Below are 25,075 nucleotides of genomic sequence, written 5' to 3'. Positions count from 1 at the left end.
GGATGAATTTTTAGTTGTCAGAAATCATTACATGAAGGTAGTCAAAATAGGTGTCCGTGATATTCTTCACTTTGACCCGGTTGCGGTCGGTAACGGTGGAAACACTGTGGATATGCTGCAGCTCGCGGGTGCCGTCCCTGTATTTCAAACGGGTTTCTTCCAGGGGTTCACCCGACTGGTTGTACAGGGCCGTGGCAACAATCAGGTTGTTTTTTGTATCTACCAGCTCACGGATCTCCACTTTTTCGGGCGGCACTTCCGCAGCAGGACCGGAGCCGTCCCGCCGGTAAAAATCAGTGAGCGTTTTCCAGGTTCGTATCGTGAGGTTTCCGTTGGAGTGCTCGCGGATATGACTCCCGTTTTTCCGGGCCCTGGCTATTCTTTCCGCCATGTCTTCTTCCCCGCTGCCGGCGTATTTCAAAAAACCGTTGATCTCTGTCATGTCCGGCATATCCATCCGACCGGTTCTGATCAGCTTTCCGGCGGCATCGTAAAAGTCGGCCCGTTGGTCATGAATGACCGTTTTTTTCACTTTCGGGGAAAGATCCGGCGGAACATTGTGCCTGCCGTCGGGGATTTTCCGCCCGGGCTCCACGTCTTCAATGACCCAGCGGGTCTGCCCGGCTTTGTCAATGCTTACTTCAACCCGGCTTCGGCTGATGGCGGGTATTAAACGGAGCGCATACTGTTCCCTGAGCGGTTCAGGTATATCGCCGTCGTACCGGGTAACGGTTACGGTTTCTGCCTCATAGGAGACCCTGGCTTTTTCGTTGGCATCCAACCGGTACGAAACAGGGGATAACCGGGCATCTGTCTGACTGTTTAAAACATTACAGGAAATAAAAAGTGCAGCACAAATAACGTAGAACAATACCAAAAAAGAGAGTTGAAAGATGTGGGTTTTCATAAGTCCATGCGATTTAAGTGTCAACGAAGGTAAACCGGAAAAAAATAAAGGCAAGGGTATCCGGTACTTTTTTGAGAAAAACTTATCTGCAGATAATTTTTCACCCGGTAATCGCCGTAGAACACCGTTTCGGGTGTATGAAATTTTCACTTTTCCAAGTATCTCTTATATTTTCCTACTAAATCTATAGACTATATTAGTATAGTAGATTTTTGTATTTATTTTTGTTGGCTCAATCCTGCCTTTGGGCAGCAAGGCCGGGTCAGTTTACTAATTGAATACAAAAGATGCAGAGTTTCCGTACCGAACTAGAAAACCCCGTTGTGGAACGGGAAATCATCGAGCTGGAAAGAAAGATCAGGGAATTCCGGGGAGGAAAGATGCCTGATGAGAAATTCCGTTCCCTGCGACTGGCCCGCGGAATATACGGGCAGCGTCAGCCCGGTGTTCAGATGGTGCGCATCAAGCTGCCTTTTGGCAGAATTACATTTAACCAGGTTCTGAAAATTGCCGATATTTCTGACGAGTATGCCAGCCGGAACCTGCACCTGACCACCCGCCAGGACATCCAGATCCACTATGTGAGCCTCGACAGGACCCCCGAACTCTGGGCCCGGCTGGCCGAAGACGACATGACCCTCCGCGAAGCCTGTGGAAATACGGTCAGGAATGTCACCGCCTCGCCTGCCGCCGGCATTGATCCCGATGAGCCGTTTGATGTTTCATCGTATGCCCAAACCACTTTTGAATATTTTGTACGCAACCCCATATGCGCGGAAATGGGGAGAAAGTTTAAAATTGCTTTTTCTTCCAGCGAAAAAGACACTGCCTTTTCGTATGGAAACGATTTCGGATTTATCCCTAAAATAAAACACATAAACGGCCGTGAAAAACGCGGCTTTAAAGTGATGATGGGCGGCGGACTGGGCGCACAGCCTATGCTGGCCTACGAGGTCTTTGATTTCCTGGCGGAAGAAGAGATCATCCCTTTAGTGGAAGCGGGCATCCGGGTGTTTGACCGTTATGGCGAGCGAACAAACCGGAACAAAGCCCGTTTCAAATACCTGATCCAGGGTAAAGGCCTTGAAGAAGTTCTCCGCCTTATAGAAGAGGAAAAAACAGCGGTAAAGAACAAGGTCTTTCATTTTAACACCGATAAAATAAGCCAACCCGAACCTCCTTCAGAGCCTGTGGAGCCGGCAGCACCGGTCGATGCCGGGGCCTACGCCCTCTGGAGGAGAACCAATGTATTTGAACAGAAGCAGAAAGGATATTTCGGGGTGTATGTAAAAGTGCTGACCGGCGATATCCCGACCGATAAGGCCCGAAAGCTGGTAGCCGGAGTACGCCGGCATATTGCTGACGATATCCGGATCACCCAGGACCAGAACCTGCTGTTTAAATATGCCCGGGAAGAATCACTTCCCCACATTTATAACCTGCTGGCCGAATTGGGCTTTGCCCGGCCCGGCCACAACAGTACGGCCGATGTTACCACCTGTCCCGGTACGGATACCTGCAACCTCGGCATTTCCAACTCTACCGAAATGGCACGGGTGCTGGAACAGTACATCTACGAGTTCCATTCTGATTTTGTTACGGAAACCGACCTTAAGATCAAGATCTCGGGCTGTATGAACTCCTGCGGACAGCACGGCCTAGCGCATATCGGCTTCCACGGCAGCTCAAGCAAAGTAGACGGGAAAGTGATTCCTGCCGCACAGGTTATGCTGGGCGGAGGCACCGTGGGTAACGGGGTAGGCCGCGTGGCCGAGCGCATCACCAAAGTACCCACAAAACGGGTGCTGCAGGTAGTAGATTATATCCTGCAGGATTACAAGCTGAACAAGGTAACCGATGAGAGCTTTCACGATTATTACGACCGCCGCACCAAAGACCATTTCTATCAGCTGCTGAAGCCCCTGGCCGATACCTCCAACCTCACCGAAGATGAATATATTGACTGGGGCCATGAAGGAACGTACGCCACGGCTATCGGGGTGGGAGAATGCGCCGGCGTGATCATTGACCTGGTGGCCACCCTGCTCATTGAAGCCGAAGAAAAGCTGGATTGGGCCCGGGAGGCACTGGATAAAGGCTTATACGCCGATTCCATTTATCATTCGTATAACACGTTTCTCTGGACCGCCAAGGCGCTGCTGCTCGACAAAGGCATCAGTACCCGTACCCAGATCATGGTGATCCAGGAGTTTGACAAACACTTTGTGGAAGACGGCACCTTTTCATTCCCTGTCAATTTCAGCGACCGGGTTCTGCAGATCAATAAATACGAACCTTCCAAAGAATTTGCGGAGGTTTTCCTGCTGCAGGCCACGGCATTTCACCTGGAGGCAGCCGAAAAGCGGGAGGAGATACGGGTAGTGAATAGTTAGTAGAGAGTTCCGAGTAGAGAGTTTTGAGTAGAGAGTTTTGAGTAGAGAGTTCCGAGTAGAGAGTTCCGAGTGAATAGTTCCGAGTGAATAGTTCCGAGTAGAGAGTTTTGAGTGGGGAGTTCCGAGTAGAGAGTTCCGAGTAGAGAGTTTTGAGTGGAGAGTTTTGAGTAAATACCAGGCAGGTTTCCTGCAAATTAACGCATACCAGACTCCGTAGGAGTCCAACATACATAACCCCGGATGCAATCCGGGGAAAAGCAGGCAAACAACTCCGTAGGAGTCCAACATACATAACCCCGGATGCAATCCGGGGAAAAAGCAGACAAACATCCCGGCTACAATCCGGGAAAACAAAAATATGAAACCGTACGTAACACTAGTAGGCGCAGGACCCGGAGATCCGGATCTGATCACCCTGAAAGGGATCAAAGCCATCCGCGAGGCGGATGTAATCTTGTACGACGCCTTGGTCAATGAGGACCTCCTGGAATATGCAAAACCTATGTGTGTAAAAATATATGTGGGAAAACGTGCCGAGCGGCTTTCTATCAAACAGGAGAATATTAACCAACTGATGGTGGATTATGCCCTTACACACGGCCACGTGGTCAGGCTGAAAGGCGGCGACCCTTTTGTTTTCGGCCGTGGCGGGGAAGAAATCGATTTTGTACGCGGGCACGGCATTGAAACGGCCGTTGTACCCGGTATTTCCTCGTCTACCGGGCTTACCGCTTTGCAGCAGATCCCGCTGACCTACCGGGGCATCAGCGAAAGCTTCTGGGTGATCACCGGCTCTACCAAAGAAGGACACCTGTCAGAAGACCTATATTCTGCGGTAAAAACCAATGCCACCGTAGTGGTTTTGATGGGTTTTGCCAGGCTGAACCAGATTGCGGAGCTATACCGTGCGCACGGTAAGGGAGATCTGCCCATTGCCCTGATCCAGAACGGTTCACTGCCCAACGAAAGAATAGCGCTGGGCACCGTAGACACCATTGAGGAACAGGCGGAAAACAACCTGCTGGGAGTACCAGCCATCATCATCCTGGGAGAAGTAGTGTCCAGGCACCGCGAGTTCAACGCGCTGGTCAGCAACCTAAACACCGAATTAAGTACTCAACACGAAGTACCGGGCATATATACGCATGAATGAGCTGTTCCCCATATTCCTGAAAATGCACGAGATCCGGACCCTGCTGGTGGGTGCCGGCCCGGTAGGACTGGAAAAGCTCCAGGCCATCCTGAAAAATTCGCCCCGGGCCAGGGTGGATGTGGTGGCCCGGGAAATTGAAGAAGAAACCCGGGCGTTTATAGCGCAGCATAGTACGGTCAGCCTATTGCGGAAGGAGTTTGAGGAAAGCGACCTGGATCACAAAGACCTGGTGATTTTAGCCACCAATAATGCGGGGCTGAATGAGAGAATCCGTACCTTTGCAAGAGAAAGACATATTCTCCTGAATGTGGCCGATAAGCCGGCATTGTGCGACTTTTACCTGGGGGCTGTAGTACAAAAGGGAAGCCTGAAGCTGGGTATATCAACCAACGGGAAGTCGCCTACCATGGCCAAACGGCTGAAAGAGTTTTTTAACGACATTGTGCCGGAAGAAATTGATGAGACTTTGCAATTGATGCACGAATATCGGAACCGGTTGAAAGGCGATTTTAAGGAAAAGGTAGAAACGCTGAATGCGCATACCCGCGGTTTTATTCATGACAGAGCAGATTAAAAAAAATACGGAAGGACTGGACGCAGCGGCGGTTATCCGGTACATTACCCAAAACTTTGGCCGGGAAGCGGTGTTTTCAACTTCATTCGGCATAGAAGACCAGGTGATCACGCACCTGCTGGAAGAAGCGGGTGCTGAAATTGATATTTTCACCCTGGAAACCGGCCGCCTCTTTCCTGAAACGTACAAAGTCTGGAACCGTACACTGGAAAAATACGGGCTGCCCATCAAGGCCTATTACCCGGATACCGGGGCCGTAGAGAAAATGGTCTCCGAAAAGGGGCCTTCCAGCTTTTATAACAGTGTGGAAGACCGCAAAGAATGCTGCTTTATCCGCAAGATTGAACCGCTTAAGCGGGCTATACAGGGCTACAAGGTATGGATCACGGGCATCCGGGCTGACCAATCGGCTAACCGCGAAGACATGACCCGTGTGGAATGGGATGAGGCAAACCGGATTGTCAAGATTCATCCGCTTTTCTACTGGACCCTGGCAGACGTGGAAGATTTTTTAAAACAGAATCATATTCCTTACAACTCTCTGCACGACAAAGGTTTTCCGAGCATCGGATGCCAGCCCTGCACCCGGGCCATTCAACCCGGCGAAGACTTCAGGGCCGGACGATGGTGGTGGGAGGACAAGAGCAAAAAAGAATGTGGTTTACATAGAACAACAAATTAGGATGGATTATTTAGATCATTTGGAAGCTGAGGCCATTTATATTCTGCGGGAGGTGGCAGGCCAATTTGAAAAGCCGGCCCTGCTGTTCTCCGGGGGGAAAGACTCGATCACCCTGGTACACCTGGCCCAAAAGGCGTTTCGTCCGGGTAAATTTCCTTTTCCCCTGGTACATATTGATACCGGGCACAATTTCCCGGAAACCATTCAGTACCGCGACTGGCTGATTGAAAATACCGGTGAAAAGCTGATTGTGGGCTATGTGCAGGAAAGCATTAACCAGGGAAAAGCCGTAGAGCAGAAAGGAAAAAATGCCAGCCGCAATACCCTGCAAACGGTTACCCTTCTGGATACCATTGAGAAGTACGGTTTTGACGCCTGCATTGGCGGTGCCCGCAGAGACGAAGAAAAAGCCCGCGCCAAAGAGCGGATCTTTTCGGTTCGCGACGAATTTGGCCAGTGGGATCCCAAACGCCAGCGGCCGGAGCTCTGGAACATCTTTAACGGCAAGATCCACAAGGGTGAAAATGTACGGGTATTCCCGATCTCCAACTGGACCGAGCTGGATGTATGGAACTATATCAAACGGGAAAACATTGCGCTTCCTTCCATTTACTTCAGCCACGAAAGAGAAGTGGTGCTGCGTAACGGCCAGTGGATGGCGGCGGCTCCTTTTCTCCAGGTAGACCACGAAGATATCACCGATTTCAAGTCGGTTCGCTTCCGTACCGTTGGTGACATGACCTGTACGGCTGCCGTAGACAGTGTGGCGGTAGCGTTAGACGACATCATTGCCGAGATCAAGGCCTCTACCGTGAGTGAACGGGGCGCCCGTATGGACGATAAAGTTTCGGAAGCGGCCATGGAGGAACGGAAGAAACAGGGATACTTTTGAAAGTGAAAAGTTAAAAGTTAAAAACTAAAAATTAAGGTACATAAGTATATAAAGGAATGATTCCGAAACTTTTAACTTTTAGTTTTTAACTATTTTCTCAAAACTAAAAAACTTTTATGCAGATATTAAAATTCATCACCGCCGGATCTGTCGATGACGGGAAAAGCACCCTGATCGGCCGGCTGCTGTACGATACCAACTCCATACTGGACGACCAGCTGGAGGCCATCCAAAGGGCTAACCGTAAGAACGACGACGGCACGGTAGACCTGGCCATCCTGACCGACGGCCTGAAAGCCGAACGCGAACAGGGCATCACCATTGACGTGGCCTATAAATATTTCCAGACGGAAAGCCGGAAGTTTATTATTGCCGATGCCCCGGGGCACATCCAGTACACCCGGAACATGGTGACCGGTGCCTCGAACTCCGACCTCATTATTATTCTTATCGATGCCCGGAAAGGGGTGATCGAGCAAACCAAACGGCATTCGTTCCTGGCCGCGCTGCTATCGCTGAAACAGGTATTGGTATGCGTGAATAAGATGGATATGGTTGATTTCAGTAGCGAAGTTTTCGAGAATATCAAAGCCGACTACGCGCAGCTGGCTCAGAAGCTCCGGCTGGAAAAGGTGGATTACATCCCCGTATCTGCCTTAAAGGGAGACAATATTGTGTATCCCTCTGTCAGGATGCCGTGGTACACCGGCCCGGGACTGCTGGAGTACCTCGAAAATGTGGAAATTGAAACCTCTTCTCCGGCGCAGGGCTGGCGTTTCCCCGTGCAGTGGGTGGTACGGCCGCAGTCGGAAGACCTGCCCGATTACCGCGGCTATGCCGGCCGGGTGATTGGCGAAGGGCTCCGTACCGGCGATGAGGTGATCATTCTGCCCAGCGGGGTAAGGAGCACAGTTTCGGGCATTGAACTGGACCGCAATCCCCTGGAAACGGCAGAAAACGGGCAGTCGGTTATTCTCCACCTGGCCGATGACGTTGATATTTCGCGCGGTGACTTTATTGTGCAGGCCTCTCACCCTTCTGAAACAGCACGGAGCTTTGAAGCCGATATTGCCTGGTTTGACCAGAAGCCGCTGGATACCGGCCAGGTTTACCTGCTGCAGAACCATTCGAAAGTATCCCGGATTAAAATAGCTGAGGTAGAATACAAATACGATGTAAATACCCAGGAACAGCTGTTCGGTGAAGAAATCCGGCTGAACGATATCGGGAAGGTCCGGATCAAAGCCGCTGACGAAATTGTTTTTGATACCCGCCGTAATTTCCCGGAAAACTCCCGGGCCATTATCATTGACCCGAGAACCAACATTACGGTAGGTGCGGTGATCATACAGGAGGTAGCGTAATCAGCAGTTCCGGCCGGTATCAGCCGGCTTAAAGACCTTTTCAGGAGAAGATGAGCGGCAGACTTCCGCATCTTTTCTCCTTTAGCTAATGGTTTTTCACTATATTGTGGCCGGTTTAAAGCGGGAACAATCCGATGCTGAATTTCTTTATTTGCTTTTTTGCGCTGAACATCATTCGCAAGAACCTGGATACTTCACGGTATTTCCGGAACAATATTGATGTATTGAAGGTGCTCAACTTCCTGGTGGTACCGTGCCTGATGAGCGCTGATATTATTTTAGGCAGCTCGTTCAAATTCATTGCCGAAGCAGGCTGGATCGCTGTACTCTCGTACCTGATCTACGTATTGTACCAGGAAAGAGAGAACATCCTGGCCGGAAGCCTCCTGAAAGCCGGCCTGCCCTATTACATTTATTTCGTTTTAGTATTCCTGATCAAATACACCCTTCCGGCGCTCTACAAAACCGTAGACGACTACCTCGACCTCCTCAATGTGATCACCATGGTATGGCTTTTTGCATTTGGGGTGAGCGCAAAGAACCAGCTGAATACACTCCGGCGCGAAAAAGAGCAAAAAGAAAAAGTAATTCATGAAAATGAAGCACTGGAGGACCTGGTCAGGGAAAGAACCAACGAGATCCTCCAGCAAAAAAACCAGCTGGAAGAAACGCTGGAAGAGCTGAAGCAAACCCAGAACCAGCTTATCCAGCAGGAGAAGCTGGCCTCGCTGGGCGAGCTTACCGCCGGTATTGCTCATGAAATACAAAACCCGCTGAACTTTGTCAATAACTTTTCAGAAGTAAGCACCGAGCTGCTCGATGAGCTGAAGGAAGAGCTCAGCGCAACCCGGCTGCCTGAAAATTCTGCCGACATTATTGAAGACCTCGTTCAGAATCTCCAGAAGATCTCTTACCACGGCAAGCGGGCCAGCGGCATTGTTAAAAACATGCTGGAACATTCCAGGGCCAGTACGGGCGAAAGACAGCAGATAGACCTGAATACCCTGGCAGAAGAATACATCAAGCTGAGCTTCCACGGCTTGCGGGCCAAAGACAAATCGTTTAATTCCGACTTTAAAGTACAGGCCGACCCTGCCCTTCCGCCGGTTCAGGGCATTCCCCAGGACCTCGGCCGGGTGCTGCTCAACCTTTGCAACAACGCTTTTTACGCCGTCAGCAAAAAAGCCCGCGAAAACATCCCGGGATACAAGCCCATGGTAACCATTGCCACCGAAAACCTGCCGGCAGAGAAAGCCGTTAAAATAACGGTCTCTGACAACGGGTCAGGGATCCCGGATGAGCTGAAAAACAAGATATTCCAGCCTTTCTTTACCACAAAGCCCACCGGGCAGGGTACGGGCCTGGGCCTTTCGCTCAGCTACGATATTATCACCAAGGGGCATTCGGGAGAGATCACATTGGAAAGTAAGGAAGGCGAAGGCACGCAGTTTATCATCTGCCTGCCGGTTTCTTAAATATAATTGGCTATGAATATCCTGGTAGTGGATGACGAGACTGATATCAAAGACCTGTTCCTGCAAAAATTCAGGAAAGAAATACGGAGCGGGCAAACGAGCTTCACTTTTGTATTCTCGGGTGAAGAGGCCCTGGAATACCTCAAAGACAGGAACCCGGAGTCGGTGCTGATCCTTTCAGACATTAACATGCCGGGAATGACCGGCCTGGAGCTGCTCCGCCGTATCCGCGGCACGCATCCCATAGCCCCTCCGCAGGTGATGATGATCACCGCATACGGCGACGACGTGAACCGCAACGCAGCCATGAGCCTGGGTGCCGATGATTTCCTCACCAAACCACTGGATTTTAACGAACTGAAAACCAAACTTTTGAAATGAAGATCCTGGTAGTTGACGATGAAAGTGATCTGCAGATCCTGATCAAGCAAAAGTTCCGGAAGCAGATCCGCGAAAATAAATACGAGTTTGTGTTTGCCGCCAACGGCCGCGAAGCCCTGGAGGTTATGGACACCAACCCGGATATTTCGCTGGTACTGAGCGACATCAATATGCCGGAGATGGACGGCCTGACCCTCCTGATCAAAATAAATGAAAATAACCCGCTGGTGAAAGTGGTGATGGTGTCGGCTTACGGCGATATGGAGAACATACGCACGGCCATGAACCGGGGTGCTTTTGATTTTGTGTGCAAACCGGTAAATTTTGATGACCTGGAGGTAACCATGGAAAAGACCATCCGGCACATTGAGCAGATCCGGCAAACCTTCAATGCCATCCGGGAGAACAATATCCTGCGCATGTACGTAGATGACTCGGTGCTGAAGTTTATGTCACGCCAGGAATTTGAGCAATCGATTGTTTCCAACGAAATCATCACCGCTACCGCCATTTTTATGGACATCTGCGGGTTTACAGCTATTTCTGAGAAGGAAAAACCCGATGTGGTGGTGAAGCTGATCAACAAGTACTTCGACATCATGGTCAAAGAGATCATTGCCCAGAACGGTATAGTTGACAAGTTCATGGGCGATGCCATCATGGCCATTTTCAAGGGTGATTACCACCTCGACCGGGCCATCGAAGCGGCGCTGCGGGTGCGGGAGGAGATCAACAAGATATCCGAGCCCCTGGAGGGCCGGTCTGATTTTATCCCGAAGCTGGCCACCGGTATAAAAAGCGGGGAAATGGTATCGGGGAATATCGGCTCTGTAACGTTGAAGCGGCTCGATTATACCGTGATCGGCGATACGGTGAATACCGCTCAGCGGCTGCAGTCGTCGGCCCGGCCGGGCCAGATCCTGATCGCTCACGACGATTACCTGACCATTCGCGAGTCATTTGAATGCAATGAAGTAGGCACCCTGAAGGTCAAAAACAAATCTACAGAGCTGAAAGTATACGAAGTGCTGGGGTGAGATGGTACCGCTTTTGTTTCGAAGCAGAAAATACCATTGACCTTTTCATAAATTATTTAGCTTTGTAACTTATTCAGCGGTGTATTGGCAAGGTACTCATATATTAATGAAGAAAAAATGACCGGACTGTGGCGAAGCTTTATCGCCGGAGATGAAAAGGCATTTTCTCAGATCTATGAAACCTTCTTTGCGGTGCTGTACAGCTACGGGTACCATTTCGTACCCGACAGGCCGCGGGTAAAAGATGCCATCCAGGAGCTGTTTACCGATTTGTGGCGGCTAAGGGCCAATCTTTCCGAAACTACTTCCGTCAAATTCTACCTGTTCAGGTCGCTCAGGAGAAGGCTGCAGGTGAGCACCGGCCGGGAAGACGTTTTCACTCCCTTAGCCCTGGCCGAAAATGACCTGCCCGCCGTTGATTCGTGCGAACAGCACCTGATCACAAAAGAAACCGAAAACCGGTATCTCCGGCAGCTTTCCAAAGGAATTGAAAAGCTGACCGTCCGCCAGCAGGAAGCGCTTCGCCTGAAATACTACGAGGGCTTTACCTTTGATGAAGTAGCCTCTATCATGAACATGAATGAACAATCGGTTCGCAACATCATCCGGCGGGCCATTGTCAGCCTCCGCTCCTACCTGCTGTAATTTTTTTTTTCGTTAAGTGAGTTAAACCGGAAAAAAGCCGCTTTATATCAATAAAGCCGGTTCAGATTGTATTATACCCCTGTTCATTATGAAACATTATAAAATAGAAGATCTTGTGATGGACGACTCATTTATACAATGGGTAAGATCCAATGAAAATCATACTTTCTGGGAGTCGGCTATGGCATCTGATCCTGCGCAGCAGCAAATTATTCTCCAGGCCGCACTGCTTGTTAAAGCGGCTGCCACAGCTCCTGAAGTCAGCATAGACCCCTCAGAAGCTACTGAAGTGTGGCAACGCATCAGCGGCCCGGAAAGCCTCCGGCCGGCCTACCGCAGCAGGAAATGGCTTTGGGCTGTCGGTTCCATGGCAGCGGCTTTGCTGGTTTTCCTGGGAATATACCGGTACGAAAACGCCGGCTCACGGGTTTCCTATGAAAACCTGATTGCAGAAGTAGCGCCATCAGATTATAAGGAGATCCGGAATGACGGCCCTGATCCCGTATTTATCAGCCTGCCTGACCGGAGCTCGGTGGTGCTTTACCAGGGAAGCCGCATCGGCTACTCCATATCCGGGTACAACCGCGAAAAGCGCGAAGTTTACCTCTCGGGCGAAGGCTTTTTTGAAGTGTCGAAAAATCCGCAAAAACCGTTTTTTGTTTACTCCAATGAGCTGATCACCAAAGTGCTGGGAACCAGCTTTACCATAAAGGCACCCGAGAATTCGGCTAAAATAGAGGTGATCGTCAAATCAGGAAAGGTAGAGGTGATCACCCAGAAAGATCCGCGGAAGAAGAGAATACTGGAATCAAAAGAACTGGATGGAAACTACCTGGTGGAAAACCAGAAAATAGACCTGGAGAGAACCACCATGAAGCTGTCACCTATTGTAAAACGTGAGCTCACCGAGCTGAACCATGCCGTACAGCAAATGAAGTTTGACTTTGATGATGAACCGCTGGCCCGCATTATTGCCGATCTTGAGCTGGCCTATAATGTGAACATTGCTTACGACAAAGACAAGTGGCAAAATGTGAAGCTGACAGCACACCTTTCAGACGAGCCCCTTTATGACAAGATAGAGATGATCTGTAAGGCCATTGAAGCGGGATACGAAGTAAGACCTGACGGGATAATAATTAAATAATCAACCTTAAAACAATTCTTCTAATGAAAAACAGGCCGAATTCTTCTTAGAAAGGAAATAACAAAGGTCAGCAGTGCTGCCACACTACTGACCCGTTTTTCCCTTAATCCTGAATCTGACTTTCGAGCTCAGACAGGGAGTGTTTTGTCAATTTTTTAACCTAACAAAAACAAACAAATGTATGAAAAACAGTTTACAAGTCCATGAGATTGGATTCAAAATCATGCGAATAACCCTGACCCAAATACTTTTTTCTATTGTGTTATTCGGCGCGTCTTATGCCAAGACCAACGCTCAGAATTTTCTTAACAGTGCGGTAAGTATTAAACTGGATAACCTGACAATCAAGGAGGCATTTTCCGAGATAGAAAGGGCCTCTGACGTCCGGTTCCTGTACAGCACATCGCTGGTCAACACCCACCGGCGGCTATCGCTGCAAATGCAGGATGGCTCGCTGGGCGAGCTGCTCGAAATCCTGCTCAAACCCATGAATCTTGACTACAAAGTACAGGGGCGGCAGATCATCCTGGTCAGAAAAGGCATGGGCATCATCAATGACCGGTCAGTCACGGGAACCGTGGTAGATGAAAATAACAAAGCGCTGGCCGGCGTGACCATTGAGCTGAAAGGCACAACCAAAGGTGTATTTACCGACGGCGACGGGCGGTTTTCCATAGATGTTCCGGATGACGGCGTGCTGATCTTCCGGTTTGTGGGGTACAAAACAGAAGAAATCAAAGTGGGAAACCAGAACGTACTGAATATCCGGCTGTACCCCGAAGTAAGCTTATTGTCTGAGCTGGTGGTGACGGGCTATACCGCCCAGCAGAAAAAAGATATCATTGGTGCGGTGTCGGTTGTTAAAGCGTCAGAGCTTAACGCTACCCCCTCAGCTAACCTGGTAACCCAGTTACAGGGAAGGGCATCGGGAGTGACAGTCAGTAGTACGGGAGATCCGGGCAGTTCTGCCAATATCCGTATCCGGGGGTTTTCATCATACGGGAACAACAACCCTCTGTATGTGATAGACGGAGTACCTACTACTGACGGCTCCCGCATTAATCCCCAGGATATAGAATCTATCCAGGTGCTGAAAGATGCCTCATCGGCGTCTATTTACGGAGCCCGGGCCGCTAACGGGGTGATCATTATCACTACCAAACAGGGAAAACCCAACAAAACCGTCGTTTCTTACAATACGTACATGGGTGTACAGGCCCTGCCTCTGAACCGCACACCTGAATTAATGAGTACGGCCCAGCTGGTAGACTACCTCCGGATAACCACTCCTGAAACCCATATCGACCCCGTATTCGGCCAGCACAATTCGTTTTCAATACCCGAATACTACGTGGTGAGCAATACCTTCAGGGGCGGCGTGAGTGCTTCAGACCCGAGAATTAACCCGGATCTGTACACCATTTCCGATTATGCTAACGCGTACCAGATTTTCAGGACCAGCCCCGGTACCGACTGGTTCAGGGCCATGTCGCAGAACGGGCTTATCCAGACTCATCAGCTGAATGCCAGCGGCGGCACCGAAACTTCTACCTACTCCCTGGGCCTGAATTATTTCAACCAGGAAGGTACCTTCAAATATACCGGCTATGACCGGTATTCCGTACGGCTGAATTCCAGCTTCAAAGCCACCTCTTTCCTGACCCTGGGCGAGAATGTGCAGGTGTCTTATGACAACCGCAGGGGAGATAACGTGGTGATCGGTGAAACCAGCGCCTGGGCCAATGCCTACCGCAGCACGCCGTTTACACCCGTATACGACATCAAAGGCGGTTTCGGAGGCTCGCTGATCGGTGGGATATCCGGTGTGGGGTATAACCCGGTAGCCACGCTGTACCGGAGAAAAGACTGGACCAACAAAAACCTGCGTACATTCGGAAACATCTTTGCCGATGTAACCCTGATGAAAGAGCTGGTGTTCCGGTCTTCTATTGGTATTGATGCCTACAATTCGGATATTTACCGGGTATATTTAAAAGAATATGAAAGAGCCGAGGCTCGCAAAGTGACCCAGCTGGAAGAGGGGGCAGGCGCCTACCTCAGCTGGACCTGGAGTAATACGCTCAGCTACCACCGGAACTTCAATAACCTGCACGATGTAAAAGTGCTGGCCGGTACCGAAGCCATCAAAAACCGGGGCAAATCAATCAATACGGCCAAAAACAATTATGACTCGGAAGACCCCGACTTTATTTCGCTTAACACCGGGCTCCCCAGCTCACTGGGCGACATAACGGCTGTTAATAATGTGCTGTATGCCAATTCACTGTTCTCTTATTTTGGCCGGGTAGATTATACCTGGAAAGATAAATACCTGTTCAATGCCACCTTCCGGAGAGACGGATCCTCTCTCTTCGGACCTGAAGTGCGCTACGCCAACTTCCCGGCCATCGGTGTAGGATGGAGGATCTCAGACGAGCCGTTTTTAAAAGAGCTGAGCTGGGTAAATGACCTGAAGCTGCGTGCGGGCTGGGGACAGATCGGCAGTATTTCCAACGTACCGGCATTTAACCAGTACTCTACCTACCGCTCATCGCCCAATACCGATTTTTACAATATTGGTGGCGTAACCAACGGTTCTACCCAGGGGTACGGGTGGGCTTCGCAGGGGAACCAGAAAACCAAATGGGAAACTACCGAAACCATTAACGTAGGACTGGACGGCTCACTCAACCAGGGAGCCTGGAATTTCAGCGTGGACGTTTACCAGAAAAACACCCGCGACCTGCTGGTGCCTTCGCTCAGGAACGGGCTGGAGCCTATTGTGAACAAGCCGCTGATCAACCTGGGTACCATGCGTAACCGGGGTATTGATCTGCAGATAGGGAACCAGGGACGTATCAGCAATCACCTGAAATACGACGTGTCAATGTCGTTTACCCATTACAAAAACAAGCTGACCAAGCTGAACGACGAGAACACGGCCCAATATGTAGCCACCGGCCGCCTGAATAACGTGCTCATCACCACCAAAGACATGGCCATCTCCTCGTTTTTCGGGTACGACATTGCAGGTTTCTACAACTCGGCCGAAGAGGTCAATTCCGGTCCGAAAATTAACGGAGCCCCTGCCGTGGTGGGTACATGGAAATACCGCGATGTAGACGGAGACGGGAACATTACCACTGCCGACCGGGTAGTGCTGGGCTCGCCCCATCCTGATTTCCAGCTGGGCATGAATATCGGCCTGGTTTACAAAGATTTTGATTTCAATACCTTCCTGTTCTGGAACCAGGGAAGCGAGATCTTCAATTATACCAAATTCTTTACCTACATGAACGTTCTGGGCGGCGGCATCAGCGTGAATAAAATGACCGACGCCTGGACTCCCGAAACGGCATCAACCGCCAAGACCCCGCGCATAGGTGTAGGCGAAGAAAACGGCTATACGTCTTTCGTAACCGGTAATTCTACTTCGTTTTACGTGGAAGACGGGTCGTTTCTGCGGGCCAAAAACGTACAGATCGGGTATACCTTACCGTTTAAAGCAGCTCAGAAAATAAAAATGAGCAATTTAAGGGTATACCTGCAGGCCCAGAACCTCTTCACGCTCACCAAATACAGCGGGGCAGATCCTGACCTGGGGCTGGTATCGGGCAATACCACCGACCAGACGGCCAGCAGTGATCAGAACCTGGGGGTAGATTACTCGGGCTTTCCTACTCCGCGGCAATTTTTGATCGGCTTAAATCTTACCTTCTAACCTTAAAGAAAAACAATGATGAAAAATTTGATAAAAAACATACTGATCTGCGGTCTGGTCGTTTCCGGCCTGGGCAGTTGCAAAGATAAATTTCTGGCTATCACACCGCAGGGGGTCTATTCTGAAACCACCCTGCTGAACAAAAAAGGTATAGAAGGATTTCTGACCGGTGCCTACGCGTCTCTCGACGGGAGCCGCGACGCCAGTACCCTCGGCTTTTCGGGCTCTTATAACTGGATCTGGGGCAGCATCCTGGGAGGCGACGCCTATAAGGCAGGAGTCAGCTTTACTGATCAGCCCGATCTGAATTACGTGATGCAATACGCAACGCCCACCACTAACCCACAGGTGCTCACCCGCTGGAATGCCCTCTATGACGGCGTAGGCAGAGCCAACCTGGTGCTTCAGAAGCTGGCAGCAGCCACTGACCCCGATCTGACACCTGAGGTGAGAACGCAGATTGAAGCCGAAGCCCGGTTCTTGCGGGGATTTTACCATTTTGAAGCCAAGAAAACCTTTGGCAATGTTCCTTTCCTGGATGAAAACGTAACCGATTATAAGGTATCCAATACCGATGCCTCCGGGAAGTACATTGATATCTGGCCGGACATTGAAAAAGACCTGAAGTTTGCTTACGAAAACCTGGATGAAGTGAAAAAAGGCATAGGGCACGCCAATAAATGGGCTGCCGGCGCCTTTCTGGGTAAAGCGTACCTGTACCAGAAAAAATATGCCGAAGCCAAAGCTGTTTTCAACGAGGTTATCGCGAACGGTAAAAATCCGCTGGGCGTGAAATATGCCTTGATGCCGAATTTCGGTGATAATTTCAGGCTGGCCAGGCAGGGAAATGCCGAGGTGATCCTTGAAGTGCAGAATGTGGTAGGCGACGGAGCCACCAATAACATCAACGGCTTCTTTGAAATGCTGCTGTGCTACCCCAACGGTATTGCCGGCGGAACCAATTCGTGGTTCTACCGGCCCTCACAAAACCTCGTGAATGCCTTCAGAACCGGTGATAACGGCCTGCCGCTTCCGGATACCTATAACAACACCGATGTTACTTCCCATGAAAGCATAGGAGATAACGAAGTGTTTACCCCGTACCAGGGGCCGCTTGATCCGAGGCTGGATCATACGGTAGGCCGCCGCGGGATCCCGTTTCATGACTGGGGCGTGATCAACGATGTGGCCTTTACGGCACCTCCGGGCGAAAGCATCACCAATGGCGGCCCTTATGCCGGCAAGAAGCACGTTTTCTCCAAAGAAGAATTTAACAGCGGCAAAGCCGTACGCTCTTCCTGGTACATTGCCAGCTCACTGAAATACCAGATCATGCGATACGCCGACCTGCTGCTGATGGCGGCGGAATGCGAAATAGAGGCCGGCAGCCTGGAAAAAGCCCGGGAATATATTAACTTAGTGCGGGCCCGGGCGGCAAATTCACCCATAAAAAGCGCAGACGGCACCAAAAATGCGGCCAATTACCTCGTAAAGCCGTACGATGCCTTTCCCAGCCAGGAGGCGGCCCGTACGGCCGTGCGGTTTGAAAGAAGGCTGGAGCTGGGAATGGAGGGCCACCGCTTTTTTGATCTCGTGCGCTGGGGCATAGCCGATAAGGTGATCAACCAGGAGTATCTCCCCAAAGAAAGCCAGCGGCGGGTATCCCTGTTTGCCGGGGTGAGGTTTACGCCCAACAAAAGCGAGTACCAGCCTATTCCCGACTATGCCATTACCCAGAGCATGGTAGGCGGAGTGCCCACCCTTAAACAAAACCCCGGGTACTAAATTAATTTTTCCGGGTTTCCTGCGGGAAGCCCGGAAAAATTTTCACCCATAAACTCAATGACAATGATCAATACTACCCGTTTAAAAGTACTAGGCGGCGCTGTCCTGGCCGCCGTTTTATGGAGTTGCTCGTCACAGCAGGAGTACGATTCCGGCGGCTGGTCGGAATACCTCGGAGGGCCTGACCGCAACCATTACTCTTCGCTTGAGCAGATCACCCCTGAAAATGTAAAAAACCTGACCGTAGCCTGGGAATACCACACGCTGGATACCGGGCAGATCCAGTGTAACCCCATCGTGGTAAACGGCATATTGTACGGTGTAACCGCATCTAACGGCCTGTTTGCGGTGGATGCCGCCACCGGTAAAGAGCTCTGGAAATTCTGGGGCGGCTCCGAGAAATCGGTCTTTAGCAATAACCGCGGGATTACCTACTGGGCCGGCGACAAGGAGAAGCACCCGGTGCGGCTGATGTACTCTTTCGGCGAGTGGCTCTATGCCGTCAATGCGGAAACCGGCGAGAAGATAACCTCTTTCGGAGAAGAGGGGCGGGTAAGCCTGAAGTCGGGACTGGGCGAAAACGCGCAGGATAAATTTGTCATATCTACCACGCCGGGTACCCTGTTTGAAGATAAAATTATCATGCCGCTGCGGGTATCCGAAGGTGCTGATGCTGCACCGGGCTATATACAGGCCTTTAATGTGATCACCGGGAAAGCCGACTGGGTGTTTCATACCATTCCGCATCCGGGTGAGTTCGGGCACGACACCTGGCCTGAAGATGCCTGGAAGAATACCGAAATCGGTGCTGCCAATAACTGGGCCGGCATGGCCGTTGACCGGAAGCGCGGCATAGTGTATGTTCCTACCGGTTCTGCCGGGTTTGACTTTTACGGCGGAAACCGCAAAGGCAGCAATCTTTTCGCCAACTGCCTGCTGGCCCTGGATGCCCGCACCGGCAAACGCAAATGGCATTACCAGTTTGTGCATCACGATATCTGGGACAGGGACCTGCCTGCGCCGCCCAACCTGCTGACCATCCGGAAGAACGGCAAAAAAACAGACGTGGTGGCCCAGGTAACCAAATCAGGTCATGTATTTATGTTTGACCGGGTTACCGGTGAGCCGGTATTTCCTATAGATGAGGTGCCGGTGCCGGCATCGGTCATGGAAGGCGAAGAAGCCTGGCCTACCCAGCCGGTTCCCCGTTTACCGCTTCCGTTTGCCCGCCAGCAGATCACCGAAGCCGACCTGAATACCCGTTCGGCCAATTACGACAGCGTACTGGCCACCTACCGTTCTGCCATCAAAGGGGCCTTTGTTCCCCTCAGCAAGACGCCGTCCCTGCTCTTTCCCGGAGCCGACGGCGGAGCAGAATGGGGCGGTGCCGCTGCTGATAAAGAAGGGGTTTTGTATGTCAATGCCAATGAAATGGCCTGGTTGTTCAGCCTGAGCGATACCCCCAAAGAAGATGAGCTGGCCCATTTAAGCCCGGGCGAGAAAACCTATGTAACCCTCTGCGCCGCCTGCCACGGCAAAGACCTGCAAGGTAACCCCGCCAGCGGATACCCCTCGCTGCTCAACATCAGCAACCGGATGAAGCGCCCCGAAGTACTGAAGCTCATCAGCAACGGCAAGGGCATGATGCCGGGCTTTTCAGCGATATCGGCAGCTGAAAAAGAGGCGGTGATCGCTTTTATATTCGGGGAAGAGAAGAAAGAAGTTACCGGGAATCCGGCAAAACCTGCCTCCAAAAAACCCTACGTGCCGTATAAATTCAACGGGTACCATAAATTCCTGAACAGTGAGGGCTACCCGGCCATCAGCCCGCCCTGGGGTACGCTTACCGCCATTGACCTGAACACCGGGAAACACAAATGGCAGATTCCGCTAGGCGAGTTCAAAGAGCTGACGGAAAAAGGAATTCCGCCCACCGGAACCGAAAACTACGGCGGTCCTGTTGTAACCCAAAGCGGGCTGCTGTTCATTGCCGCCTCCAAAGACGGCATGTTCCGGGCATTTGACAAAAATACCGGCCGCCTTTTGTGGCAGGCCGAGCTGCCGGCGCCCGGGTTTGCTACCCCGGCCACGTACGAGATCAACGGTAAGCAATACATCGTAATTGCCGCCGGCGGTACCAAGCTGGGCACCAAAAAGGGCGATAGTTATGTGGCATTTGCGTTGCCGGATCCCAACTGAAAGCCGTAAACTATATGCAAATGCATGTAATTTTCACTATTTGCTGAGAATTATATGCATTTGCATACACGCTGAGGTAATTACTAATTTTATATCACAAAACGCCTGAATGTGACACACTTTACAAAATATAAAAAAATCCCCGGACATCTGCCCGGGGATTTCTTCTTAAAGACTTCTCAAAATTAAGCTTTGCTTTCTTCTGAAGCGTCATCGGCCGGCTTTTCTTCAGCGGCAGGAGCTTCTTCAGCAGCAGGTGCGTCTTCTACCACCTCAGCTACAGGAGCCTCTTCTACTACTTCTGCAGAAGGTTCTTCAGCGGCAGGTGCAGCGGGAGCAGCAGGAGCGGCTTCAGCTTTCTTAGACTTACCTCTTCTTGAACGTTTCGCTTTGGCTTCGCTATCATCGGAAACTGCGGTCAGCAGGTTTTCGTTGAAGTCTACCAGTTCAATCAGCGCCACTTCGGCGTTGTCACCCTGGCGCTGGCCTAATTTGATAATGCGGGTGTAACCTCCGTTTCTTTCCGCCACTTTTACAGCGATTTCACCGAAAAGCTCCTTGATGGCTTCTTTGTCCTGCAGGTAAGAGAAAACTACCCTTCTGGAGTGAGTAGTGTCGTTTTTACCTTTGGTGATCAGAGGCTCTACATACTTTCTCAAAGCTTTTGCTTTGGCTAAAGTAGTTTCGATTCTCTTGGCTTTGATCAAAGAAACCGCCATGTTAGCTAACAGAGCATCTCTGTGCGACTTCGTTCTTCCCAGGTGGTTAACAGTTTTTCCGTGTCTCATTTTGTTGGTTTTCGTAAGTAACGGTTAAGAAGCATATCGCAGCAATTGCCTCCCACCTATTACGATTTTTAAATTATACTATTCTCTGCGATAAAATTTTTAATATCTAACCACATAGAAACATAGTCTTATATTCCTATGTATCTATGTGGTATAAAAAATCAGTCTTCGTCCAGCTTGTATTTCGATACATCCATTCCGAAATGCAGCTGCTTGTCTGCAATCAGCTGCTCCAGCTCGGTGAGTGATTTCTTACCGAAGTTACGGAACTTCATCATATCGGCTACTTCCAGGCGCGCCAGGTCTCCTAAAGTGCGGATATCTGCCGATTTAAGGCAGTTATAGGCTCTTACAGAAAGATCCAGGTCCTGAAGCGGTGTTTTCAACAGCTTACGCATATGCAGGAATTCCTCATCCACCATATTGTCTTCCTCATCGCTTTTCGAATCGAACACCATGTTCTCATCGGTAAATTTAAGGAAGTGCTGGATCAGGATATGAGAAGCTTCCTGAAGGGCTTTTTCCGGGTGAATGGAACCGTCTGTTTTGATCTCCAGGAGGAGTTTTTCGTAGTCGGTTCTTTGCTCCACACGGGTATTCTCAATGCTATACTTCACATTTTTGATGGGCGTATAGATCGAGTCGATAGCGATAAACCCTACGGGAAGATCGCCTGTTTTTTGCTCTTCGCTGGGCACATACCCGCGGCCTTTATCTACAATAATTTCGAACTCCAGCTCTTTTTTGGAATCCAGGCGGGCAATCACCAGCTCAGGGTTCAATATTTCAAAAGAAGAAGTAAACTTGCTGATATCACCGGCCGTGATTTCAGCCTGGTTTTTAACCTTTACCGTGATTTTATTATCTACAAAGTCTGCGATCTTCTTGAATCTGACCTGTTTAAGATTCAAAACTATCTCAGTAACATCATCTACAACACCTTCAATCGCAGAAAACTCATGAAGCACACCCGGAAATCTTACGGATGTAATCGCATAACCCTCTAATGAAGACAACAAGATACGACGCAGAGCATTGCCTATGGTCACTCCGTAGCCCCTTTCCAGTGGCTTGAATTCGAAAAAACCATGAAAGTCGTCGGCTTTCTCCATTACGACTTTGTCGGGCATTTGAAATGCTAAAATTGACATACTGTGCTGTTTTTGTTTTCGTTAACGAAATAAGTTTGGGATTATCCCAAATAAGTATGTTTCACCTCTGTGGCACGCACAGAGGTGAAATAAAAATTATTTGTTGTACAATTCGACAACAGCCTGAACATTGAATTTCTCAGGGATCTGCTCGATATCGGGGTAGTTGATAAAGAGTCCTGATAGTTCAGCGTTGTCAAATTCCAACCAACCGTGTTTTTTGGCGGCGTTAAGGCTTGTGCTGCTGGCAATGGTATCCAGCGCCTTTGATTTTTCACGAACAGCCACCTTTTGTCCCGGTTTAACAAGGATAGACGGGATGTTGCTTACTTCTCCGTCCAAAAGAATATGTTTGTGCGTCACTAACTGGCGGGCCGCCCTGCGTGTAGGGGCAATGCCTAAGCGGTAAACGATGTTATCTAATCTTGATTCACACAGCTTGATAAGGTTCTCACCTGTCTGGCCCTCTTTCACACCTGCAAGGTGGAATACTCTTGCAAACTGGCGCTCCAGAACACCGTATGTATATTTAATCTTCTGCTTCTCCAGCAATTGAAGTGCATAGTCAGATTTTTTACCTCTTCTGCCTCTTCCGTGTTGTCCCGGAGGATAAGCCTTTTTTGCCAATGCTTTGCTAGGCCCTAAAACTGCCTCGCCGAATTTTCTTGAAATCTTGGATTTCGGACCTGTATATCTTGCCATTTTCTTAAATTGTTCAAATCGTTAGCCCCAATGTCCAAACTAACATTTGAGTTGATAAACTATATAAATTATACTCTTCTTCTTTTTGGAGGTCTGCAACCGTTATGCGGCATAGGAGTTACATCGTAGATGTTCACTACATCAATGCCCACGCTTTGTACGGTTCTCATCGCCGACTCACGGCCTGATCCCGGACCTTTCACAAAGATATCTGCTTTACGCATACCCAGATCGTATGCTACCTGGCAGCAGTTCTGAGCCGCCATCTGCGCTGCATAAGGCGTGTTCTTTTTAGAACCTCTGAAGCCCATTTTACCGGCTGATGCCCAGGAGATCACCTGTCCGGTACTGTTGGTTACCGAAATGATGATGTTATTGAAAGAAGCCTTAACATGTACCTGGCCGTAAGGTTCAACTACTACTACCCGTTTTTTTGCTTTGTCTTTTCTTTTAGCTTGTGCCATTATATTAGAAAATGATAAATTAAAGGCAGGAAAGCAAAACGCTCTCCCCTGATCATGAATTATTTATTATTTCGTAGCCTTCTTCTTGTTGGCTATGGTCTTACGCTTACCTTTCCGGGTACGCGAGTTGTTCTTCGTTTTTTGTCCTCTTAAAGGCAGCCCTTTTCTGTGTCTCAGGCCCCGGTAGCAACCGATGTCCATAAGACGCTTGATGCTCAGCTGAACTTCAGAACGAAGCGCACCCTCTACTTTAAATTCATTGTTGATGATGGCACGAATAGCGTTAGCTTCATCATCAGACCATTCACCGGCTTTCTTATCCACAGATATGTTGGCCTGCTTAAGAATGTTCTTTGCTGTACTGCGACCTATACCGTAAATATAGGTAAGAGAGATTTCTCCCCTCTTTTTGTCCGGAATATCTACCCCTGAGATCCTCATAAATTATTAACCTTGTCTTTGTTTATACTTAGGATTTTTCTTATTGATTACGTAAATTTTACCTTTGCGTCTGATCACTTTGCAGTCTTCACTACGCTTTTTAACTGATGCTTTAACTTTCATTACTGTCGTATTAAAAATATCCCTTACTTGTACCTGTATGTAATTCTTGCTTTTGATAGGTCATATGGCGACATCTCCAGTTTCACCTTATCGCCGGGGAGGATACGGATATAATTCATGCGCATCTTACCCGAAATATGGGCAATCACTTCATGCTTATTGTCCAGCTGGACTTTAAACATGGCGTTAGACAACGCTTCCAGAATGACACCATCTACCTCTATGTTCGATTGTTTTGCCATAACCTTATAAAACTTCCAAATTTTTATTTCTTAACACTTCTTCGATATAGGCAAAGGTGGTCAGGATCTCGCATCCGCTTTCTGTCACCCAAACCGTATGTTCAAAGTGTGCCGCCGGTGACCGGTCCTCGGTACGGATCGTCCATCCGTCAGCCTCCTGAAGCACAAACCGCTTACCCAGGGTAATCATAGGCTCAATGGCTAAAACCATTCCCGCCTGTATTTTAGTTCCCTGCCCCCGTTTTCCGTAGTTAGGCACATCCGGTGCTTCATGAAGGTTTCTTCCCACACCATGGCCTACCAGCTCCCGTACTACTCCATATCCCCGCTGCTCCGTATAACTCTGGATGGCATATCCCAGGTCACCGATCCGGTTTCCGGGAGCTGCCTTGGCAATGCCTTCAAAAAGTGACCTCTTGGTTTCTCTTACCATGGTTTTTGTTGCCTCATCTACCTCTCCTACCAGGTAGGTATAGGCACTGTCAGCATGAAAGCCATTTTTGTAAACACCACCGTCAATCGAGATCACATCTCCGTCTTTCAGCTCCCTGTTGCCGGGGAAACCGTGCACCACTACTTCGTTTACCGAAATACACAGCGAAAACGGGAAACCGTTATAATTCTTAAAAGAAGGCCGCGCTTTGTGGTCCAGTATGAACTCTTCCGCAATCTTATCGAGGTCTTTGGTTTTGGTTCCCGGAGCTATGACCTTTGCTACTTCAGCGTGGGCCTTTCCCAGGATCTCACCGTTTGCCCTGATAATTTCCGCTTCTTCCCTACTTTTAAGAATTACTACCCGTCCTGCCATC

General features: G+C 49.7%; 23 protein-coding genes. 14 read left to right on the top strand and 9 right to left on the bottom strand.

Annotated features, from left to right (window positions below):
• Window positions 1-10 precede the first annotated feature (10 nt).
• Complete coding sequence (locus AB2U10_RS06000) at window positions 11-907, bottom strand: hypothetical protein (protein WP_367913440.1); 897 nt, start codon at window positions 905-907, stop codon at window positions 11-13.
• A 323-nt stretch (window positions 908-1,230) separates the two neighbouring features.
• Between AB2U10_RS06000 and AB2U10_RS05995 the strand changes: the two genes are divergently transcribed.
• The 14 genes from AB2U10_RS05995 to AB2U10_RS05930 all read left to right on the top strand — a co-directional run bounded on the left by AB2U10_RS05995 (window position 1,231) and on the right by AB2U10_RS05930 (window position 20,355).
• Window positions 1,231-3,300, top strand: a complete 2,070-nt coding sequence (locus tag AB2U10_RS05995; protein WP_493820295.1) for a ferredoxin-like domain-containing protein — start codon at window positions 1,231-1,233, stop codon at window positions 3,298-3,300.
• Between the two features lie 358 nt (window positions 3,301-3,658).
• A complete protein-coding gene (gene cobA / locus AB2U10_RS05990) occupies window positions 3,659-4,453 on the top strand; it encodes a uroporphyrinogen-III C-methyltransferase (protein ID WP_367913438.1) in 795 nt (264 codons plus the stop codon).
• Window positions 4,446-5,027 (top strand): precorrin-2 dehydrogenase/sirohydrochlorin ferrochelatase family protein, encoded by a 582-nt coding sequence (locus AB2U10_RS05985; RefSeq protein WP_367913437.1) that lies wholly within the window; start codon window positions 4,446-4,448, stop codon window positions 5,025-5,027. Before cobA ends, AB2U10_RS05985 begins: the two co-directional genes overlap by 8 nt.
• Window positions 5,011-5,709: a phosphoadenylyl-sulfate reductase gene (locus AB2U10_RS05980; RefSeq protein ID WP_367913436.1), complete on the top strand. Its 699-nt coding sequence runs from the start codon at window positions 5,011-5,013 to the stop codon at window positions 5,707-5,709. Before AB2U10_RS05985 ends, AB2U10_RS05980 begins: the two co-directional genes overlap by 17 nt.
• A 1-nt stretch (window position 5,710) precedes the next feature.
• Window positions 5,711-6,601, top strand: coding sequence for a sulfate adenylyltransferase subunit CysD (gene cysD, locus AB2U10_RS05975; RefSeq protein WP_367913435.1), 891 nt, complete (start codon window positions 5,711-5,713; stop codon window positions 6,599-6,601).
• Window positions 6,602-6,717: 116 nt separating this feature from the next.
• Window positions 6,718-7,965, top strand: coding sequence for a sulfate adenylyltransferase subunit 1 (locus tag AB2U10_RS05970; RefSeq protein WP_367913434.1), 1,248 nt, complete (start codon window positions 6,718-6,720; stop codon window positions 7,963-7,965).
• A 134-nt stretch (window positions 7,966-8,099) separates the two neighbouring features.
• Complete coding sequence (locus AB2U10_RS05965; protein ID WP_367913433.1) at window positions 8,100-9,440, top strand: sensor histidine kinase; 1,341 nt, start codon at window positions 8,100-8,102, stop codon at window positions 9,438-9,440.
• A 12-nt stretch (window positions 9,441-9,452) separates the two neighbouring features.
• Complete coding sequence (locus AB2U10_RS05960) at window positions 9,453-9,821, top strand: response regulator (protein WP_367913432.1); 369 nt, start codon at window positions 9,453-9,455, stop codon at window positions 9,819-9,821.
• Window positions 9,818-10,858 carry a response regulator gene (locus AB2U10_RS05955; RefSeq protein WP_367913431.1) on the top strand — a complete coding sequence of 347 codons (1,041 nt, stop codon included), beginning with the start codon at window positions 9,818-9,820 and terminating at the stop codon, window positions 10,856-10,858. The genes AB2U10_RS05960 and AB2U10_RS05955 overlap by 4 nt, the downstream gene beginning before the upstream one ends.
• Window positions 10,859-10,975: 117 nt before the next feature.
• Window positions 10,976-11,503, top strand: coding sequence for an RNA polymerase sigma factor (locus AB2U10_RS05950; protein WP_367913430.1), 528 nt, complete (start codon window positions 10,976-10,978; stop codon window positions 11,501-11,503).
• An 88-nt stretch (window positions 11,504-11,591) separates the two neighbouring features.
• Complete coding sequence (locus AB2U10_RS05945; protein ID WP_367913429.1) at window positions 11,592-12,650, top strand: FecR family protein; 1,059 nt, start codon at window positions 11,592-11,594, stop codon at window positions 12,648-12,650.
• A gap of 223 nt (window positions 12,651-12,873) precedes the next feature.
• Entirely contained in the window at window positions 12,874-16,371 is a 3,498-nt protein-coding gene (locus AB2U10_RS05940; RefSeq protein WP_367913428.1) for a TonB-dependent receptor, read from the top strand.
• 15 nt (window positions 16,372-16,386) lie between these two features.
• Window positions 16,387-18,156, top strand: a complete 1,770-nt coding sequence (locus AB2U10_RS05935; RefSeq protein WP_367913427.1) for a RagB/SusD family nutrient uptake outer membrane protein — start codon at window positions 16,387-16,389, stop codon at window positions 18,154-18,156.
• A gap of 57 nt (window positions 18,157-18,213) precedes the next feature.
• On the top strand, window positions 18,214-20,355 hold the full coding sequence (locus tag AB2U10_RS05930) for an outer membrane protein assembly factor BamB family protein (protein WP_493820293.1): 2,142 nt from the start codon (window positions 18,214-18,216) through the stop codon (window positions 20,353-20,355).
• Between the two features lie 185 nt (window positions 20,356-20,540).
• On the opposite strand, the gene rplQ is transcribed toward AB2U10_RS05930, so the two are convergent.
• The 8 genes from rplQ to map form a co-directional block, all read right to left on the bottom strand.
• The gene (gene rplQ, locus AB2U10_RS05925) at window positions 20,541-21,143 is read right to left on the bottom strand and encodes a 50S ribosomal protein L17 (protein WP_367913425.1); all 603 of its coding nucleotides are present in this window, start codon (window positions 21,141-21,143) and stop codon (window positions 20,541-20,543) included.
• A 161-nt stretch (window positions 21,144-21,304) separates the two neighbouring features.
• Window positions 21,305-22,294 carry a DNA-directed RNA polymerase subunit alpha gene (locus tag AB2U10_RS05920; RefSeq protein ID WP_367913424.1) on the bottom strand — a complete coding sequence of 330 codons (990 nt, stop codon included), beginning with the start codon at window positions 22,292-22,294 and terminating at the stop codon, window positions 21,305-21,307.
• 96 nt (window positions 22,295-22,390) lie between these two features.
• On the bottom strand, window positions 22,391-22,996 hold the full coding sequence (gene rpsD, locus AB2U10_RS05915) for a 30S ribosomal protein S4 (RefSeq protein WP_367913423.1): 606 nt from the start codon (window positions 22,994-22,996) through the stop codon (window positions 22,391-22,393).
• Between the two features lie 68 nt (window positions 22,997-23,064).
• Entirely contained in the window at window positions 23,065-23,460 is a 396-nt protein-coding gene (gene rpsK / locus AB2U10_RS05910) for a 30S ribosomal protein S11 (protein ID WP_367913422.1), read from the bottom strand.
• A 66-nt stretch (window positions 23,461-23,526) separates the two neighbouring features.
• Complete coding sequence (rpsM, locus tag AB2U10_RS05905) at window positions 23,527-23,901, bottom strand: 30S ribosomal protein S13 (RefSeq protein WP_367913421.1); 375 nt, start codon at window positions 23,899-23,901, stop codon at window positions 23,527-23,529.
• A gap of 6 nt (window positions 23,902-23,907) precedes the next feature.
• Complete coding sequence (gene rpmJ, locus AB2U10_RS05900; RefSeq protein WP_367913420.1) at window positions 23,908-24,024, bottom strand: 50S ribosomal protein L36; 117 nt, start codon at window positions 24,022-24,024, stop codon at window positions 23,908-23,910.
• Between the two features lie 23 nt (window positions 24,025-24,047).
• Window positions 24,048-24,266, bottom strand: a complete 219-nt coding sequence (gene infA, locus AB2U10_RS05895) for a translation initiation factor IF-1 (RefSeq protein WP_013408563.1) — start codon at window positions 24,264-24,266, stop codon at window positions 24,048-24,050.
• A 4-nt stretch (window positions 24,267-24,270) separates the two neighbouring features.
• Window positions 24,271-25,074, bottom strand: a complete 804-nt coding sequence (map, locus tag AB2U10_RS05890; RefSeq protein WP_367913419.1) for a type I methionyl aminopeptidase — start codon at window positions 25,072-25,074, stop codon at window positions 24,271-24,273.
• Window position 25,075 lies beyond the last annotated feature (1 nt).

It is taken from the genome of Leadbetterella sp. DM7 (genome assembly GCF_040829825.2).
GTDB lineage: Bacteria > Bacteroidota > Bacteroidia > Cytophagales > Spirosomataceae > Leadbetterella.
Note: the sequence above shows the minus strand (reverse complement) of the source record. Positions and strands in the feature narration are given on the sequence as shown.

Excerpts from the sequence above, each read along its gene's own strand:
- AB2U10_RS05935 (WP_367913427.1), top strand. The coding sequence starts at position 16,387 with ATGATGAAAAATTTGATAAAAAACATACTGATCTGCGGTCTGGTCGTT.
- AB2U10_RS05985 (WP_367913437.1), top strand. The coding sequence starts at position 4,446 with ATGAATGAGCTGTTCCCCATATTCCTGAAAATGCACGAGATCCGGACC.
- infA (WP_013408563.1), bottom strand. The coding sequence starts at position 24,266 with ATGGCAAAACAATCGAACATAGAGGTAGATGGTGTCATTCTGGAAGCG.
- AB2U10_RS05930 (WP_493820293.1), top strand. The coding sequence starts at position 18,214 with ATGACAATGATCAATACTACCCGTTTAAAAGTACTAGGCGGCGCTGTC.
- rpmJ (WP_367913420.1), bottom strand. The coding sequence starts at position 24,024 with ATGAAAGTTAAAGCATCAGTTAAAAAGCGTAGTGAAGACTGCAAAGTG.
- AB2U10_RS05920 (WP_367913424.1), bottom strand. The coding sequence starts at position 22,294 with ATGTCAATTTTAGCATTTCAAATGCCCGACAAAGTCGTAATGGAGAAA.
- AB2U10_RS05970 (WP_367913434.1), top strand. The coding sequence starts at position 6,718 with ATGCAGATATTAAAATTCATCACCGCCGGATCTGTCGATGACGGGAAA.
- AB2U10_RS05955 (WP_367913431.1), top strand. The coding sequence starts at position 9,818 with ATGAAGATCCTGGTAGTTGACGATGAAAGTGATCTGCAGATCCTGATC.
- AB2U10_RS05950 (WP_367913430.1), top strand. The coding sequence starts at position 10,976 with ATGACCGGACTGTGGCGAAGCTTTATCGCCGGAGATGAAAAGGCATTT.
- map (WP_367913419.1), bottom strand. The coding sequence starts at position 25,074 with ATGGCAGGACGGGTAGTAATTCTTAAAAGTAGGGAAGAAGCGGAAATT.
- AB2U10_RS05980 (WP_367913436.1), top strand. The coding sequence starts at position 5,011 with ATGACAGAGCAGATTAAAAAAAATACGGAAGGACTGGACGCAGCGGCG.
- rpsM (WP_367913421.1), bottom strand. The coding sequence starts at position 23,901 with ATGAGGATCTCAGGGGTAGATATTCCGGACAAAAAGAGGGGAGAAATC.
- AB2U10_RS05945 (WP_367913429.1), top strand. The coding sequence starts at position 11,592 with ATGAAACATTATAAAATAGAAGATCTTGTGATGGACGACTCATTTATA.
- rplQ (WP_367913425.1), bottom strand. The coding sequence starts at position 21,143 with ATGAGACACGGAAAAACTGTTAACCACCTGGGAAGAACGAAGTCGCAC.
- cobA (WP_367913438.1), top strand. The coding sequence starts at position 3,659 with ATGAAACCGTACGTAACACTAGTAGGCGCAGGACCCGGAGATCCGGAT.
- rpsK (WP_367913422.1), bottom strand. The coding sequence starts at position 23,460 with ATGGCACAAGCTAAAAGAAAAGACAAAGCAAAAAAACGGGTAGTAGTA.
- AB2U10_RS05965 (WP_367913433.1), top strand. The coding sequence starts at position 8,100 with ATGCTGAATTTCTTTATTTGCTTTTTTGCGCTGAACATCATTCGCAAG.
- AB2U10_RS05940 (WP_367913428.1), top strand. The coding sequence starts at position 12,874 with ATGCGAATAACCCTGACCCAAATACTTTTTTCTATTGTGTTATTCGGC.
- AB2U10_RS06000 (WP_367913440.1), bottom strand. The coding sequence starts at position 907 with ATGAAAACCCACATCTTTCAACTCTCTTTTTTGGTATTGTTCTACGTT.
- rpsD (WP_367913423.1), bottom strand. The coding sequence starts at position 22,996 with ATGGCAAGATATACAGGTCCGAAATCCAAGATTTCAAGAAAATTCGGC.
- AB2U10_RS05960 (WP_367913432.1), top strand. The coding sequence starts at position 9,453 with ATGAATATCCTGGTAGTGGATGACGAGACTGATATCAAAGACCTGTTC.
- cysD (WP_367913435.1), top strand. The coding sequence starts at position 5,711 with ATGGATTATTTAGATCATTTGGAAGCTGAGGCCATTTATATTCTGCGG.